The organism is Rahnella aceris, from assembly GCF_011684115.1.
GTDB lineage: Bacteria > Pseudomonadota > Gammaproteobacteria > Enterobacterales > Enterobacteriaceae > Rahnella > Rahnella aceris.
Genome location: NZ_JAADJV010000003.1, coordinates 542,733 through 559,710, shown reverse-complemented (window position 1 = coordinate 559,710; position 16,978 = coordinate 542,733). Strand labels below are relative to the sequence as shown.

The 16,978-nt window shown below is 52.9% G+C and carries 13 protein-coding genes; 7 read left to right on the top strand and 6 right to left on the bottom strand.

The genetic code is table 11. The annotated features are described in order from the left end of the window. Positions 1-164: 164 nt before the first annotated feature. The 6 genes from GW591_RS24035 to GW591_RS18115 form a co-directional block, all read right to left on the bottom strand. On the bottom strand, positions 165-935 hold the full coding sequence (locus GW591_RS24035; RefSeq protein WP_225444956.1) for a hypothetical protein: 771 nt from the start codon (positions 933-935) through the stop codon (positions 165-167). 41 nt (positions 936-976) lie between these two features. Continuing rightward, positions 977-1,747, bottom strand: coding sequence for a hypothetical protein (locus GW591_RS18135; RefSeq protein ID WP_191996270.1), 771 nt, complete (start codon positions 1,745-1,747; stop codon positions 977-979). A gap of 40 nt (positions 1,748-1,787) precedes the next feature. Next, a complete protein-coding gene (locus GW591_RS24030; protein ID WP_225444955.1) occupies positions 1,788-2,558 on the bottom strand; it encodes a hypothetical protein in 771 nt (256 codons plus the stop codon). Beyond that, positions 2,542-4,641, bottom strand: a complete 2,100-nt coding sequence (locus GW591_RS18125; protein WP_119262374.1) for a lipase family protein — start codon at positions 4,639-4,641, stop codon at positions 2,542-2,544. Before GW591_RS18125 ends, GW591_RS24030 begins: the two co-directional genes overlap by 17 nt. A gap of 193 nt (positions 4,642-4,834) precedes the next feature. After that, positions 4,835-7,312, bottom strand: a complete 2,478-nt coding sequence (locus GW591_RS18120) for a membrane-bound PQQ-dependent dehydrogenase, glucose/quinate/shikimate family (protein WP_121019850.1) — start codon at positions 7,310-7,312, stop codon at positions 4,835-4,837. 397 nt (positions 7,313-7,709) lie between these two features. Continuing rightward, positions 7,710-8,597 carry a LysR family transcriptional regulator gene (locus GW591_RS18115; RefSeq protein WP_013577978.1) on the bottom strand — a complete coding sequence of 296 codons (888 nt, stop codon included), beginning with the start codon at positions 8,595-8,597 and terminating at the stop codon, positions 7,710-7,712. A 140-nt stretch (positions 8,598-8,737) separates the two neighbouring features. Between GW591_RS18115 and GW591_RS18110 the strand changes: the two genes are divergently transcribed. The 7 genes from GW591_RS18110 to GW591_RS18080 all read left to right on the top strand — a co-directional run bounded on the left by GW591_RS18110 (position 8,738) and on the right by GW591_RS18080 (position 16,879). Beyond that, on the top strand, positions 8,738-10,297 hold the full coding sequence (locus tag GW591_RS18110) for an ABC transporter substrate-binding protein (protein WP_013577977.1): 1,560 nt from the start codon (positions 8,738-8,740) through the stop codon (positions 10,295-10,297). 93 nt (positions 10,298-10,390) lie between these two features. Continuing rightward, the gene (locus tag GW591_RS18105) at positions 10,391-11,275 is read left to right on the top strand and encodes a dihydrodipicolinate synthase family protein (protein ID WP_013577976.1); all 885 of its coding nucleotides are present in this window, start codon (positions 10,391-10,393) and stop codon (positions 11,273-11,275) included. After that, positions 11,272-12,222: a nucleoside hydrolase gene (locus GW591_RS18100; RefSeq protein ID WP_013577975.1), complete on the top strand. Its 951-nt coding sequence runs from the start codon at positions 11,272-11,274 to the stop codon at positions 12,220-12,222. Before GW591_RS18105 ends, GW591_RS18100 begins: the two co-directional genes overlap by 4 nt. Positions 12,223-12,226: 4 nt before the next feature. After that, the gene (locus GW591_RS18095) at positions 12,227-13,189 is read left to right on the top strand and encodes a nucleoside hydrolase (protein WP_013577974.1); all 963 of its coding nucleotides are present in this window, start codon (positions 12,227-12,229) and stop codon (positions 13,187-13,189) included. After that, positions 13,186-14,160 carry an ABC transporter permease gene (locus GW591_RS18090; protein WP_014416605.1) on the top strand — a complete coding sequence of 325 codons (975 nt, stop codon included), beginning with the start codon at positions 13,186-13,188 and terminating at the stop codon, positions 14,158-14,160. Before GW591_RS18095 ends, GW591_RS18090 begins: the two co-directional genes overlap by 4 nt. After that, positions 14,160-15,077: an ABC transporter permease gene (locus GW591_RS18085; protein ID WP_166861176.1), complete on the top strand. Its 918-nt coding sequence runs from the start codon at positions 14,160-14,162 to the stop codon at positions 15,075-15,077. Before GW591_RS18090 ends, GW591_RS18085 begins: the two co-directional genes overlap by 1 nt. Positions 15,078-15,079: 2 nt before the next feature. Next, complete coding sequence (locus GW591_RS18080) at positions 15,080-16,879, top strand: ABC transporter ATP-binding protein (protein WP_041689189.1); 1,800 nt, start codon at positions 15,080-15,082, stop codon at positions 16,877-16,879. The last annotated feature ends 99 nt before the right edge of the window (positions 16,880-16,978 follow it).

Below are 16,978 nucleotides of genomic sequence, written 5' to 3'. Positions count from 1 at the left end.
CCCTGACGGCTATGGTTACTCGCCGGGCATTTTCCGGCGGTGACAGCGTCTGATCTGTTTTGCCATAACAGGCGGAAAGCAAAAATACTGTCGGCAGCAACAGGGCTGTTTTATTTAGAAAATTCAACTTCTTCCTCCCTGAAGGTAACTTCATAATGACTTCGTTATTTCATGGATAGCAGTTTTTCGTAATTAGGATAAATATACGGAATTTTTTCGGTACTCCCATCAGGATAAATCGCTGAAAAATCTCTATCCTCTTTTTGTTCAGGCGGAATGAGCGTAACAACTTTTGTTAAATGAATATTCGGTTCAATAAATATTTTCTGCGTATCATGGAGCTTATATCGCCTTCTCCATTTTTCATATCCTGTTTCACCGCCAAAAAACTCCAGGCTAATATCATTCTCATCCAGATGAGTCGCCACCGGAAAAAAGTCCGTTTTTAAATGAAGATTACCCCTGGCTTCCTTCGCTTTACCGGTACCATAACCATCGCTAAATCCATAATCATCAAAATCGAAGATATAATTAGTAGCGAAAACCTCTTTTCCTTTAACGAGAGGATTGCCATCAGCAATCTTAAAGCTGACTTTAATGGAATTAAGCTGCCACTGACATGGCCCGCCGCCATCAATGGCAATCCGCTGCTGTCTGATATCACTGTTTACCTGCGGGTTGAATGCCTGCATAAAACCGTTATATCCGCGAATTTCATAGGCTTCATTATTCGAGTTATAGCTTTTAGTCTTGCACCGTTCAGAACGGTAAAGCATTTGCAATGGCAACAGTGTAATGCCCTCAGGACCCCTGACGGCTATGGTTACTCGCCGGGCATTTTCCGGCGGTGACAGCGTCTGATCTGTTTTGCCATAACAGGCGGAAAGCAAAAATACTGTCGGCAGCAACAGGGCTGTTTTATTTAGAAAATTCAACTTTTTCCTCCTTGAAAATGTAAAATGAAATAATTCCTTTTCTATTTCATTGATAGTAGCTTTTCATAATCAGGCTTTATCTTGCGTACATGCTCAATGCTTCCATTGGGATAAGTGATCATCATCCCGACTCCACGTTCTTCATCACCCTGTAGTAATACCTCTTTCTGAGAGTGTAATATCGGTTCAATGGCTATTTTCTGAGTATCTTGAAGTTTGTAACGTCGGCTCCATCTGTCATAATTTGTGTCACCACCAAACATCTCAATAGATGTTTGATTGAACATTTGATTTATAATAACCATAGGGAAAAAATCTGTTTTCAATTCAAGATTTCCACTGACCATGATTGCCCTACCTGTACCGTAGCCATCACTGAATCCATAATCATCAAAGTCAAAGATATAATTGGTCGCAAACCCCTTTTTCCCCTGCACCAGAGGATTATTATCAGCAATCCTAAAACTGACCTTGATAGAATTAAGCTGCCACTGGCATTTTCCGCCGCCATCAATGGCGATATGTGCCCGCCAGATATTACTGCTTCCTTGCTGACCGAATGGCTTCTCGAAATCGTTATAACCGGGAATATCATGAGGTTCATTACTCGAGTTATAACGCACTGTTTTACACTTATCTGAACGGTAAAGAACTTCCATTGGTAAAAGAACGGTATCTGCCGGAAGCGTGAAGACCACGTCGATCCACTTTGCATTCTGAGGTGGAGACAGAGTGCGGTCGGGAGTGTTATCACAGCCATAAAGCAGCACGATAAAGGATATAACCGCATAATTCTTATTTAAAAAATTCAACTTCTTCCTCCTTGAATATGTAAAACGAAAGAATCCCTTTCTATTTCATCGATAGTAGCTTTTCATAATCAGGCTTTATCTTGCGTACATGCTCAATGCTTCCATTGGGATAAGTGATCATCATCCCGACTCCACGTTCTTCATCACCCTGTAGTAATACTTCTTTCTGAGAGTGTAATATCGGTTCAATGGCTATTTTCTGAGTATCTTGAAGTTTGTAACGTCGGCTCCATCTGTCATAATTTGTATCACCACCAAACATCTCAATAGATATTTGATTGAACATTTGATTTATAATAACCATAGGAAAAAAATCTGTTTTCAATTCAAGATTTCCACTGGTAATTTGTGCTTCACCGGTGGCGTAACCATCACTAAAGCCATAATCATCAAAATCAAAAATATAATTAGTAGTAATTATTTTCTTCCCTTGTACTAGAGGATTGTCATTGGAAAATTTAAAGCTGACTTTAATGGAATTAAGCTGCCACTGACATGGCCCGCCGCCATCAATGGCAATCCGCTGCTGTCTGATATCACTGTTTTCCTGCGGGGGGAATGCCTGCATAAAACCGTTATATCCGCGAATTTCGTAGGCTTCATTACTCGAGTTGTAGCTTTTAGTCTTGCACCGTTCAGAACGGTAAAGCATTTGCAATGGCAATAGTGTAATGCCTTCAGGAACCCTGACGACTATGGTCACGCGCCGGGCATTTTCCGGCGGTGACAACGTCTGGTCTGTTTTGCCATAACAGGCGGAAAGCAAAAATACTGTCGGCATCAACAGGGCTGTTTTATTTAGAAAATTCAACTTCTTCCTCCGTAACTGCAGCAAAACGTAGCAGGGCATTTTTGCCCACATCTTCTGAGCGGGTGCGGGTTAGTGCCACCGGCAACATATCCTGAAGCGCTATAAATTCCTGGTTTCGCTGTACTTCATCCTGATTAGCACTTCCTTTGGCAGTTGCTTCAATCTCCTGCCTGAACTCAGCCCGCTTCTCCTTCCGGTCCATCTCAAGATCCGGATTTGCCAGCTCAAGTACCTGATTATGGATATAAGGCAGGTAGCGGTGTGCCATAGAATGGCTGGAAGGGTTACTCAAAAGTCCGTCCAGTTCGGGATTAGTGTTTCTGGGGAAGGTTTTTCTCAGGTTAACGGTATCCAGACACCCGATAAACTTCGCCTGATGCTCGCCGGTGGCATTAAGGCATTCTTCATTCAGTGAGGGCACCAGAAAGAGTTTCACCGACTGCTTATGGCAGGTGCTCACCACGCCGGGTGCCGGATTATCGCTGCCTCCGCCGCCTATCCACGGAACGTTCTGATGACGGGATTGCATCACGCACTGCTGAGCCTGGAAAAATATCACTGTATTGCCGTGATGCCAGTAGGGATCTTTTTTATCGGAAATTCCTGTGGACTGAAAAGCCAGGTCGCGAACAGCCACTCCCAAACCGGTAAGTGTTGTCACCGACCAGTCGAAGCCGAGTTTGTCGCCCAGTGGCCCCCATTTCTCATAGAAAATATTGTCTACATCGGCATCGGGAGGAATTTGGGTGACTGAATCGTTATCATTGACGTGGCGGTAATGAGTTACAGCGTCCAGTCCGAGCACTGCTGCGCGAGTGAAGGTGCGTGGCATACCGAAAGTATACAGAATAGGGCGGCTGTTCTTCATCTCGGCAGCATAGGTTAAGGCCAGCGCACCGCCCAGACTGTGACCACAGATGAAAAGTTTTTTCGTGCCTCTCCCTTCATTTAGAGAAGTGATTACGTTCTGAAATCTAAGCTCGAATCTTTGTTTTGCTAGCTGGTAGGCTTTCAAAAAACCGCCGTGTATGTGACCCACGCCACCAAGCTCAGGCTGGCATTTTTTGGGCGCAAAGGAGATATCTGTCAGAGCGTTTAACAAACTGTCCGTACCGCACCACGCAACGATAATGTGAGTATCACACTCAACTGTAAAAAGCCTGGTGTCACCCTCAGGATTTAACCCCTCACCCGTATTCAGATACACAGGTGCAAGATAACGTTCCCGGAAGGGGACATCTACGGCCAGCGTGTGGTAATAAGACGGGAATTCGGCAAACTGCGGGATTGCAGACAGATCCTGACATTTATTCCGGAAGAAATAATCAATGGTATTGTTCTTCGCTTCAGCCGAATAGGCGAGGTCAGCCATAATGCCGAGGTTTAGGCTGTTGGCAAGATCAAACGCGGTGGTGTCATGCAGTGCCAGCACCCACGCCCGGAACGGGCAGATTTCAATGACGTGCCGCTGCTTTAGCGCCTGACACGCTATCTCTGTGCCTTTCAGCGAACGCCCTTGCTGAAAATGAAACTCCGGTGGCTCCTTCTCCTCCCAGCCTTCAATGTGAGGCAACTGATCGCAAAGTTCACCGATGGTCACGTAATGGTGGATATGTCCTGCGGCCTCGGCTTTTTCCTGTACGTCAGATCGCCAGCTTTTATCTCGCGTTTCCCGACGAAAGACATTTTTGCTCACCGGCTGGCTGTTAGGATTGCGCCGAAGTCCCAGCGGGCGCTGCTCCATTTCGTCGGCCAGCTGCTGTGCGTCTGCTTTTACGTCGACCGTTATCCAGGACAAATCGTCGAACCTGACCAGTCCCTGGCTGTCTGTCACTCCGGCAGGGGGATTAGGTGGTGGTGTGGGATCGTAGTGGTGATTACTATATTTTTTCCACATCGCGACGTCTTGCGCGGATGCCAGCGGATGGTATTCCAGTGTGACCTTCAGTCCGGTAACGGGGAGATTATTCTCATCGACAAATTGCAGTTCCAGCCAGAATCTGGGGGTTTCACCACGGCAGTAAACAACCTTACCTTTGGGTGCAACACTGGTGATAACGCTGTTGTCTCCGATGATTTCCATGCCAATTCCTTTTGGTTAGTAAGGGTAATGGTTGCATCATACTCGTCACTCTCCTTAACCCAAATTATTTGTTTAGTATGTTTTAACATTGCTGTCGTGAAGACAGGAACATCATTAAAGGTATCTGTGGGTTACGTTCAACAAAAAAGCCCGCCGGTCTGCACCAGCGGGCTTTGTCATTGACTGCGAAATCTTACTTCTGATCAGGCAGCGCGTAGGCGATCACGTAGTCGCCGCGTTCTGCGGACTGACGTGCGCCACCGGCGCTGATGATGATGTACTGTTTACCGGTTTTCGGTGAAACGTAGGTCATCGGGCCGGACTGGCTGCCGACCGGCAGACGGGATTTCCAGATTTCTTTACCGTTTGCGGTATCGAACGCGCGCAGATAGAAATCCTGCGTACCGGCGAAGAACAGCAGGCCGGATTGCGTTGACAGGCTCGCGCCCAGCGTTGGCATACCGACTTCCATTGGCATGCGCATTTTGATGCCCAGCGGACCGGTGTCTTTCACCGTACCGACCGGCACCTGCCAGACGATTTTGCCGGTTTTCAGGTTCACCGCAGACATGGTACCGAACGGTGGTTTCTGGCAAGGAATGCCCAGCGGAGACAGGAAACGCTCGCGGACTGCGCCATAAGGTGTGCCGTCCATCGGTACCAACCCCATCTCGATGCCGCTCGCGCCGGTCGGAACCTGGGCACGCGGAACCATGTAGTTCGCCAGACCCAGACGCATATCATTCACGAACATGATGGCGTTGTTCGGGTCAACCGAGACGCTGCCCCAGTTCATGCCGCCCAGAGAACCCGGGAATTGCAGGGAACGATCCAGACCCGGAGGCGTGTAAACGCCCTGATGACGCATGCCTTTAAACTCGATGCGGCACAGCAGCTGATCCATTGGTGTCGCGCCCCACATATCAGACTCTTTCAGCGTCTGGTTGCCGATGTTTGGCATACCGACAGAGAAAGGCTGCGTTTTGGAGTAGCGTTCGCCAGGGACATTACCCTGCGGTACTTCGCGGTTTTCCACTTTGGCGACCGGCTGGCCGGTTTCGCGGTTCAGCATGAAGATCATGCCTTGTTTGGAGGTCTGCACCAGAACCGGCGTGCTGCCACCTTTCCCGTCCGGCAGGTCATACAGCAGCGGCTGAGACGGCAGGTCGAAGTCCCACAGATCGTGATGGGTGGTCTGGAAGGTCCAGCGGACTTTACCGGTGGCCACATCTACCGCAACAACAGAAGAACTGTATTTGTCATCCAGCTCGGTACGCGTGCCGCCGAAGAAGTCTGGCGTCGCGTTACCGGTAGGCATGTAAATCAGACCCAGTTTTGGATCGTAGGACATGGCCGACCAGACGTTTGGCGTACCACGGGTATAAGTCTGACCTTCCGGTGGCAGTTTGGTGATGTTCGGATTACCCGGATCCCATGCCCACACCAGTGCGCCGGTGTGCACGTCGAATGCACGCACCACGCCCGGAGGTTCGCCGGTAGAGAAGTTATCCGCTACGCGACCGCCAACGACAACCACGTTACCCGCAACCAGCGGGGTAGAGGTTTGCTGGTAGTAGCCAGGTTTCACTTCGCCCATGCCGACTTTCAGATCCACCACGCCGTTGTCACCGAAATCAGCGCAAGGCTTGCCGGTGTCGGCGTTGATGGCAATCAGGCGGGCATCAATGGTTGGCAGGAACAGACGACGTTCACAGGTGGCGCTGACGGTACCGCCGGTGGCAGCAGGCGTTTGCGGTGCGTTAGTGGCAGGCGCGGCGGCTTCTGAAGCAGCGGTCGGGCTTGCCGGTTCAGCAGCAGGCACAGCGGCAGGTTGTGCCGCCGCAGCCTGTGGGGCGGCGCTGTTCTCGTAATAGCCCAGCCCGCGGCAACGCTGCCAGTTAGGTGCGGTGGAGTTGGAATCGTAAGACCACAGCTTTTTACCGTCATCCACATTCAGGGCGATCACTTTGCTGTAAGCGGTACACACAAACAGCTTGTCACCGATTTGCAGCGGCGTGTTCTGGTCTTCAGCGCCGGAGCCGTTGCTCTGCGGGATATCACCGGTATGGGCAATCCACGCAACCTGAAGTTTATCCACGTTGGTTTTGTTGATCTGATCCAGTGCAGCAAAACGGTCGCCAGCGGTAGTGTTACCCCAGTTTTCCCAGTTCTTCTGCTCTGCACCTTTATCTACCGGTTTCACCGGCACCTGATCGCTGTCGGCGCTGATGATTGGCGTCGGCACGAAGGTATTACCGAATGCGGCAATCAGCGCAACGGCCAGAACAGCCGCCAGCGAGAAGCCTGGCCCTTTACGCACCACCAGGCCCGCGCGTGCCTGAAGCAACGGATAGGCCAGTGCCACCAGGAAAGCCAGCACGCCGAAAGTGAACAGGCGGGAGAACAGCGGCCAGAACGTGAAGCCCGCGTCCCAGACAGCCCAGATAATAGAAAGCACAAAGGCCACGGCATACAGCCATGCGCCTGACGGCTTACCTTTAAAAATCAAAACGGCGGAAACGATGAGCGCCAGACCCATCAGCAGGAAGTAAACGCTTCCTCCTAATGTGGCCAGGTACGCACCACCGATACCGAGTGTCAGGCCGATGACGACCATCAGCGCACTCAGTAACCAGAGGAGCCACGTCCACTTGTTATTTGTTGTTGGCATGATTTATCTCACTGCATTGGTTTGTAGAAAATAGGTTGTAGAGAACTGTTGATGAAAAGCTGGTACCACTTAATGACCACCCGTTATTAAATGAACCAAGTAGAACAATTTCGCGCAAAGAGTAATACTTCTCATCGAGGTTGTGAATGTGTAACGAAGAGTTTGAAATTAGGTAAATTATTATAGATTAGATTATTATTTATGCAGTTAAATTTTATTCATTGATTTTAAAGAATAAAATAAAGTGTTTTATTCGTTATTTTGATAACTGAAGTGTTTGATATACGTTTTTCATCTAATTAAACGTACCAGCCGTCCGCAGACTTCTCACCATAAAGGGGAGAAGGGGAACACGTTGGACTCACTGGTACGATTTTGGCGAACCTGACGGGGTGTTTTACAAATAGCCTTCAATTAATGTCTTCATTTCTTTGGTGATATGTTCCACCAGACGGCTTTTCGGGATCTGCGGCGGGAAAACGGCGAGATAGGCGATGCTGATATCTGGCGTAAACGGCTTAAGCACGATATCGCTTTTGTGGCTGCGAGCCGTGATGAAATCCACCACACCGATACCCAGATTATTCCCCGCCATCACACAACAATTGTTCAGCGACGTTTCAATCGGGTTATTCATATATAAGTCGAGGCGGCTCATCACCTGATCGAGCTGTTCACGCAGCGGCGTTTTGCGCCCGGGTATAATAGGGCGGTAACGCGTCAGATCCATCGCGGTGACGACATTCTGTTTGGCCAGCGGGTGACGTGGTGACATCACGGCAACGGCATTGGCCCGCGCCAGCATTTCCGCTTCCAGCCCCTTCACATCCGGCTTACCGAAAATGAACCCGACGTCGTACTGATTGCTGGTCACCACATCGGTGATGTGCGTCGTGCTTTCGATATCCAGAAACAGCGAGATATCGTCAATACTCTCAATCAGCGGCGGCAAAATGTGTTCGACGCACAGCGCGGAAAGCGCCGCAACCGTGCCAATGCGCAAAACGCTGCCTTTTGAATGACGTATTTCGTCGGCGATACGTGAAATATGTTCAAGTCCGAGATACAAACGCTCGACTTCACGATACAACTTGATGGCATCGTCGCGCGGGATCAACCCGCGTCCGTCGCGGTCAAACAGCTTCAGATCAACCGCATATTCGAAATCGCGGATCAAGCGGCTGACCGCAGGCTGCGTAATGTTCATCATATTGGCGGCGGCGGTCATGCCACCGGTAAGGATCACCTTGTGAAAAGCTTCTACCTGTCTGGGATTAATTTTCATATGCATCCTCAAGATCCATAACATTTGTTTATGGATGTAACACAAAATACAATTTTCAATTCAGAAGTCCACCCCCTAGACTCCAGTTTACGATCTGATACACATTGCCTGAAAATCTAAAATAATTAAGGGTTAAATGAATGAGAAAGTCCGTTTTGGCAGGAGTGCTTTCCTCAGCACTGGCCACGCTTTTTGCTTTACAGACCGTACAGGCTGCTGATCTTAATATCGGCCTTGCCGCATCAACCACGTCTATGGATCCGCAGTTTTACGTCGGCGGTGCCAACAGTGCGATGGCACGCAACATATTCGACGGCCTGGTGAATCAGGACGAAAAACAACACATAACGCCAGCGCTTGCAGTGTCATGGAAAGTCATCAACGACACCACCTGGGAATTTGCCCTGCGTCCCGGTGTGAAATTCCACGATGGCAGCGATTTCACTGCCAAAGATGTGATTGCCAGCGTGAAACGCGTGGCGCTGGCCTCAAAAAACAGCCCGAGCGCCTATACGCCGTACGTCAACGATATCGCTGACGTCACCGAAGTGAATCCTTTAACGGTGAGAATTGTCACCAAAGCGCCAACACCATTATTACTTAACAACTTAAGCCGTGTTGCTATTTTACCGGCCCGGCTTGAGACGGTCGGATCGCAAACCCTTAATGAAGGGAAAGATGTCATCGGTACCGGCCCGTTCAAATTTGTCAGCTGGACACCGGACGATAACGTCGTGCTGGCGCGTAACGATCAGTACTGGGGTGGAAAAGCGCAATGGGATAACGTCACCTTGCGCGTGTTCAAAAACCCGAGTGCCCGTGTGGCGGCAATGCGTTCCGGCGACGTTGATATGATTGAAAGCGTACCGACGGCAGACGGGCGGGATCTGGGCAAACAAGCCAGTCTGCATCTGGAATCTGTCGCCGGTAACCGTATTTTGTATTTACATCCGGATCAGGATCGCGATGTGTCGCCATTCGCCAAAGGGCCGGATGGCAGCAATCCGCTGAAAAAACGTGAAGTGCGTGAGGCGATGTCGCTGGCGATAAACCGTCAGGCGATTGTGGATCGCATTATGGACGGGCAGGGCGTTCCGGCGTCGCAACTGGTGCCGAAAGGTTACTTCGGCTATACGCCGTCGATTGCCGCACCGGTTTACGATCCGGTGAAAGCGAAACAATTGCTGGCGCAGGCCGGTTATCCGGATGGTTTTACGCTGACGTTCCATGCGTCGAATGACCGTTATCCGAACGATTCTAAAATTGCGCAGGCGCTCGGCCAGATGTTCAGCCGCGTTGGCATTAAAACTGACGTCGTGACCATGCCGGGCAGCGTGTATTTCTCCCGTGCATCCAAACGCGATTTCAGCCTGATTATGGGCGGTGCGGCGATTGAAACCGGTGAAGCCTCTGGTGTGCTGGGGCCATTGCTCGAAACCTTCGGGCCGAACGGCGGACAAGGCAATCGCGGGCGTTACTCGAACCCTGAATTTGATAAAACACTGCTGCAGGCGCGGGAAACTCTCGACGATGGCCAGCGTGAAAAGTTACTGCAACACGCCACAGAGATTGCGATGAAGGATGAAGGCACCATTCCGCTGTTGTTCCTTTCATACACCTGGGCGATGAAAACACCTTATACCTACGTTGGTCGCTCAGATGGCTATACGTTGCCGTACTTTGTCCATAAGAAACAGTAAGTAAACGCAAAGTGCATACCAAACCCAGGCGGGAATACAGCACCAACACCAGGGCTGTACTAAGGTAGTAGTTTACTAAAAGAGAGAGAAGCTATGACTTCTTTTAGCGGTGTGTATCCCTATCTGGTTTCGCCGGTCACTGATGGCGGCCAGATAGACAAACCAGTGTTAACAGCGCTGGTCGAACACCTGATAAACAGCGGGGTGCATGGTCTGACGCCGCTCGGCAGTACAGGTGAATTCGCTTATCTCAATGCAGAACAACGCACGGAGATAGTGAAAATTGTCGTTGAAGCCGCTCGAGGCCGCGTTCCGGTTATTGCCGGTGTCGCAGCCACCACCATTCAGGACGCCGTAGCGCAAACCGCTCGCTACGGCGCGCTGGGTGTCGACGGTATTCTGGCGATCCTCGAGGCCTATTTCCCGGTGCCCGAACAGGGCGTCGAGGATTATTTTCGTGCCATCGCGACCGCAGCCGGAAAGCTGCCGGTTGTGCTGTATACCAATCCGCAGTTCCAGCGTTCTGATCTCAGCCTGCCTGTCATCGAGCGGCTCAGTCACGTGGAAAATATCAACTATATTAAAGATGCCTCGACCAATACCGGCCGGTTGTTGTCGATTATCGAACGCACGCAGGGGCGGATGCAGGTATTTGCCGCATCGGCACACATTCCTGCCTGCGTGATGCTGATTGGCGGCGTGGGCTGGATGGCCGGTCCGGCCTGTATTGTGCCGAAGCAAAGTCTGGCGCTGTATGAGGCCGCGAAGCAGGGCGACTGGAAAAAGGCGATGGAGTTGCAGCGTCCGCTGTGGCGCATCAATGAAATCTTCGCCAAATATTCTATCGCCGGTTGTATTAAAGCCGCGCTGCAATTGCAGGGTTTTGAGGTCGGCGATCCGTTGCCGCCGCAGGTGCCATTAAATCAGGCCGCGCGTCAGGAAATCGCTGACGTTTTACGTTCCGTGGGGGCGCTGTGAAAACCCTGCCGGTGATCATTGACTGCGATCCGGGCATTGACGACGCCATTGCACTGCTCAGCGCGTTCGTCGCGCCGCAACTGAACATTCTCGGCATTTGCACCGTGTGTGGCAATCAGCCGCTGGCGAATACCACACGTAATGCGCTGCAAATTACCGAGCTGGGTTACCGGCTGGATATCCCGGTGTTTGCCGGTTGTCATCAGCCGCTGCTGCGCGCGCCGATCCACGGCCAGTTTCACGGCGAAAACGGTCTGGGTAATACCACCTTTCCCGCGCCACAAAAACAGGCTGACGCCGTTCATGCCGTTAACTTTCTGATCAGCCGCTGTGAGCAGGCGATTGAACATAATCAGCCACTGACGCTGTGCGTGCTCGGGCCACTGACCAATCTGGCAACGGCGCTGCGCATGAAACCTGGGATCACTGAGGGTATTGGTCGCGTGGTGCTGATGGGCGGTGCGTATCGCGAAGCCGGTAACCGCACCATGACCTCTGAATTCAATATGCTCGCCGATCCCCATGCCGCGCATATTGTGTTTTCCTCGGATCTGAACATCACGGTTTTACCGCTCGATGCCACGCATCAGGTGATTCTGACGCCGGAACATGTGGCGAAATTTATCAAAGTCTCCGGGCGGATCTCCGTTCAGTTGGGCGAATTAATGGCGTTCTGGGATCGCAACGACGTGCGCCGCTACGGTTCACGCGGCGGGCCGCTACACGACCCGCTGGTGATTGCTTACGTACTGGCGCCGGAACTGTTCAGCACCGAAAAAGCGCGGGTGTTTGTCGAACACGACAGCGAGTTGTGTATGGGGCAAACCGTCGCTGACTGGTATGGCAAGTCGGGACTGACACCCAACGTTGATATCGTCACGCACGCAGAGGCCGACAAAGTCTTCGCGCTGTTTTACGAACTGCTTTCACGTTATGCCGGGAAATAAAATTATGAGCCAGCGCATCATTATCGATACCGATCCTGGCGTGGATGACGCCATCGCGTTGTGGCTGGCGCTGGCCTCGCCGGAACTGGATGTGCTTGGTGTGACCGTTGTCGCTGGCAACGTGGCGCTGCAAGACACCGTGCGCAATGCCTGCAAAATTGTTGCGTTGTCTGGCAGGACCGCTACGCCCGTTTATGCCGGCGCACCCGGTCCGCTGGTGCGTGAACAGGTTTATGGCAAATACGCACACATTGGCGCGTTCAAAAATGAACTGGTGCCAGACACGGAACTGCAACCGCAGGCCGGACACGCGGTGGATTTTCTGGTGCGGACATTACGACAGGCCGCCGGAGAGAACTCACCGATCACCTTGTGCGTCATCGGTCCGATGACCAATATTGCGCTGGCGCTGGGAATGCACCCGGACGTCGCGCGTGGCATTAAACAGATCGTCACCATGAGCTGCGCCTTTACCGCCCTCGGCCATCGCGTGCCGTGGGCTGAATTTAACGTCTATGCCGATCCGCATGCCGCCGAAAAAGTGTTTAACAGCGGCGTGCCATTGATCATCATGCCGCTAGATATGACTTTTCAGGCGCTGATCAGCGCAGATGATATTGAAGCATTAAAACAGGATGGCGGCCTGCCGGGCGAATCTACTTCTGCTTTACTTAATGCGTTTGACCGCAGTGATCTCAACCGGTTTGGCCGCGAAGGCGGGCCGGTGCATGACGCCACCACCGTCGCGTGGTTGTTGCAGCCAGGCCTGTTTGAAGGCCAGCCCGCGCGCGTGGGCGTAGCGGTTTCCGGTACTACCGCCGGATATACCTACGCGGATTTCTGGAGCAAACTGTCGACGCCGCCTAACGCCACGGTCATGCAGAAAGTGGATGAATACGGCTTTTTCAGTCTGCTGCGCCGTGTTTTCTCGCGATACGGCAGCCGCGATGGCGACGCAAACGCATGAGCCGTTACCTGCTCGGGCGTTTCGGGCAAACGTTGCTGACGCTGCTGGTGATGTCATTGCTGGTTTTCGGCGGCGTGTATCTGGTCGGCAATCCGGTTGACCTGCTGCTCAGCACGACCGCGACGCCTGCTGAACGCCTGAGTGTGATCCAGTCTTTTGGCCTCGATAAACCGGTGTGGGAGCAGTATGGCCTGTTCGTGGTCAATGCCCTGCATGGCGATATGGGTAACTCCTTCATCTACAATCAGCCCGCGCTGCACCTGATTTTCCAGCGTATGCCCGCCACGCTTGAACTGGCGCTGGTGGCGTTTGTGCTGGCGCTGGTGACCGGCATTCCGCTCGGCGTATACGCCGGTCTGCGCCCTGACGGCTGGTTATCGAAGTCGATCATGACCGTCTCAATTTTAGGCTTCAGCCTGCCGACGTTCTGGATTGGCCTGATGATGATCATGCTGTTCAGCGTCAAACTCGGCGTGCTTCCGGCCTCCGGGCGCGGTGCCACGGTAGACATTTTCGGCGTCCCCGTCAGTCTGTTTACCGCCGACGGTCTCGCGCATCTGATCCTGCCCGCCCTGAATCTGGCGCTGTTTAAAATCTCGCTGATTATCCGTCTGACCCGCGCGGGTGTGCTCGAATGCCTGCAACAGGACTTCATCCGTTTCGCCCGCGCCAAGGGTTTATCGGAAAGCCGCATCGTGCTGGTTCACGTATTGAAAAACACCCTGATCCCGCTGATTACCGTCATCGGCCTTGAGCTGGGTTCGCTGATTGCTTTCGCAGTAGTCACTGAAACCATTTACGCCTGGCCGGGCATGGGCAAGCTGATCATCGATTCTATCGCCGTACTCGACCGGCCGGTGATCCTGGCGTATCTGATGATCACCGTGGTGATGTTCAGCCTGATTAATCTGCTGGTGGATGTGCTGTATGTGCTGGTGGATCCGCGCGTCCGGCTGGGGGGCGAAAACTGATGGCGTCTGATTCCGTACATTCGCGCAGCGCTGTTCAGGGCAAACCGCATTCCGCGTTTTACCACACCGTGCGTGCGCTGCTGCGCAACAAATTCTCCTTATGCGGTCTGATCATTTTAGGTATCGCCATTGTGCTGGCGGTGCTGGCGCCGTGGATCTCGCCACAAAATCCGTACGATTTATCGCAGCTCGACATCATGGATGGCCGCCTGAAACCGTGCACCACCAGTATGAGTGGCATGATTTACTGGCTGGGCACTGACGATCAGGGGCGCGATTTGCTGAGCGCGATTTTGTACGGCACGCGAACCAGTCTGCTGGTGGGTGTCTCCAGCGCGATGATTGCGCTGACCATTGGCGCAGCACTGGGGCTGATCAGCGCTTACGTTGGTGGCAAAACGGACGCGCTGATCATGCGTATTGTCGATATCCAGCTCAGCTTCCCGCCGATCCTGATTGCGCTGATTTTGCTGGCGGCACTCGGGCAGGGTGTCGATAAAATCATACTGGCGCTGGTGGTCACGCAATGGGCGTATTACGCACGCACCATTCGCGGCTCGGCGCTGCTGGAACGTCGCCGCAGTTACGTGGACGCTGCGCGCAGCATGGCGCTTTCCAGTCCGCGCATTCTGTTCCGCCATATTCTGCCCAACTGCCTGCCGCCGCTGATTGTGGTGGCGACCATGCGTATTGCTTACGCCATTATGCTCGAAGCCACGCTGTCGTTTCTTGGCATCGGTTTGCCGGTGACCGAGCCTTCGCTCGGCCTGCTGATTGCCAACGGTTTTGATTACCTGATGTCCGGCGATTACTGGATAAGCTTCTTCCCCGGCGTCACGCTGCTGGTACTGATCGTCGCCATCAACTTAGTGGGTGACGCCCTGCGCGATATCCTCAACCCGCGGAATAAAGATTGATGATGCAACCCCCGGTTTTACAGGTCGATAAACTGAATACCGCGTTTTCCGTGGGCGGCGAATGGCTGAATGTGGTGCGGGACCTTTCGTTCTCGATTGGCCCGAAAGAAACGCTGGCGCTGGTGGGCGAATCCGGTTCGGGTAAAAGTGTGACGGCGATGTCCGTCATGCGTTTGCTGGATGAAAAGCAGACCCGTTATTCCGGCAACATCCGGTTTGACGGTCAGGATTTACTGAGTCTCAACCGTTCGCAGATGCAAAGCATTCGCGGCAACCGCATCGGCATGATTTTTCAGGAGCCGATGACCAGCCTGAATCCGGTGCTGAAAATCGGCGTGCAAATCACCGAAGTGCTCAAACGCCATCGCGGCATGGACGATAAAACCGCGCGCGCCGAAGCCGTCCGGTTGCTGGAGAAAGTACGTATTCCGGCGGCCACCGCACGACTCAATGAATATCCGCTGAGTTTTTCCGGCGGCATGCGTCAGCGCGTGGTGATTGCTATCGCGCTGGCCTGTAATCCGCGTTTGCTGATTGCGGATGAACCGACAACGGCACTGGATGTCACCATTCAGGCGCAAATTCTGGCGCTGATCAAATCCTTGCAGGAAGAAGAGGGCATGTCCGTGCTGTTCATCACCCATGATATGGGCGTGGTGGCGGAAGTGGCGGATCGCACGCTGGTGATGCACCGTGGCGAAGCCGTGGAACAGGCAACCACGCGGGAAATCTTCCATCATCCCACACATCCTTATACGCGCGCGCTGCTGTCGGCGGTGCCGCGACTGGGCGCGATGAACGGCGTGGCGCTGCCGAAACGCTTCCCGCTGACCGACAGCCAAACCGGCGAAGTGCTGCCGGTGGCGGAGTCTGTCGATACGCTGCGCACCGGTCAGCCGGTGCTGGAGGTTAAAAATCTGGTGACGCGCTTTGATGTCAGATCCGGTCTGCTGCGCCGTGTTTCTGCCCGTGTGCATGCGGTGGAGGATCTGTCATTCAGCCTGCAACCGGGCGAAACGCTGTCACTGGTGGGGGAATCCGGCTGCGGGAAATCTACCACCGGACGCACGATTTTACGTCTCACGGAAGCGACTTCCGGTGATGTGCTGATCCGCGGGCAGGATATCCGCCGGGCTGACAGCGCACGGCTGGCGGATATCCGCACCCAGGCGCAGATGATTTTTCAGGATCCGTATGAAAGCCTGAACCCGAGAATGCGCATTGGTCAGGCGATTGCCGAACCGATGATAAGCCTCGGCTTGCATGATGCCGCCAGCGCCAGCATTCGCGTGGCGCAACTGCTGGAACAGGTCGGCTTGCAAAGCAATATGGCGACGCGCTTTCCGCACCAGTTTTCCGGCGGTCAGCGGCAGCGTATCTGTATTGCCCGCGCACTGGCGCTGGAGCCGAAAATGATCATTGCTGATGAAGCCGTGTCGGCGCTGGATGTGTCAGTCAAAGCGCAGGTGATTAATCTGATGCTCGATCTGCAACAGGAACTCGGGCTGGCGTATCTGTTTATTTCGCACGATATGGCGGTGGTCGAGCGCATCAGTCACCGTGTGGCGGTGATGTATCTGGGCGAAATCGTCGAAATCGGTTCGCGTGCCGATATCTTCGAAAACCCGCAACACGCCTATACCCGCAAACTGCTGGCCGCCGTGCCGGTGCCCGACCCGGATGTTCACCGCACACGTCCCGTGGTACCGGAAGAGCTTGCCAGCCCGCTGCGCTCAGCCACTTATCAGCCGCCGGTGCGTCATTACCGCGAAGTCAGCAACGGTCACTTTGTACAGCTATAACAGCTCCGTTTGTACGCTGTTCTTTCCGATTTTCCCTCCTGAACACTCATAACATTCCATTTTTGGGATTCAAAAATGGGAATTCCTGCCCTTTAAGCA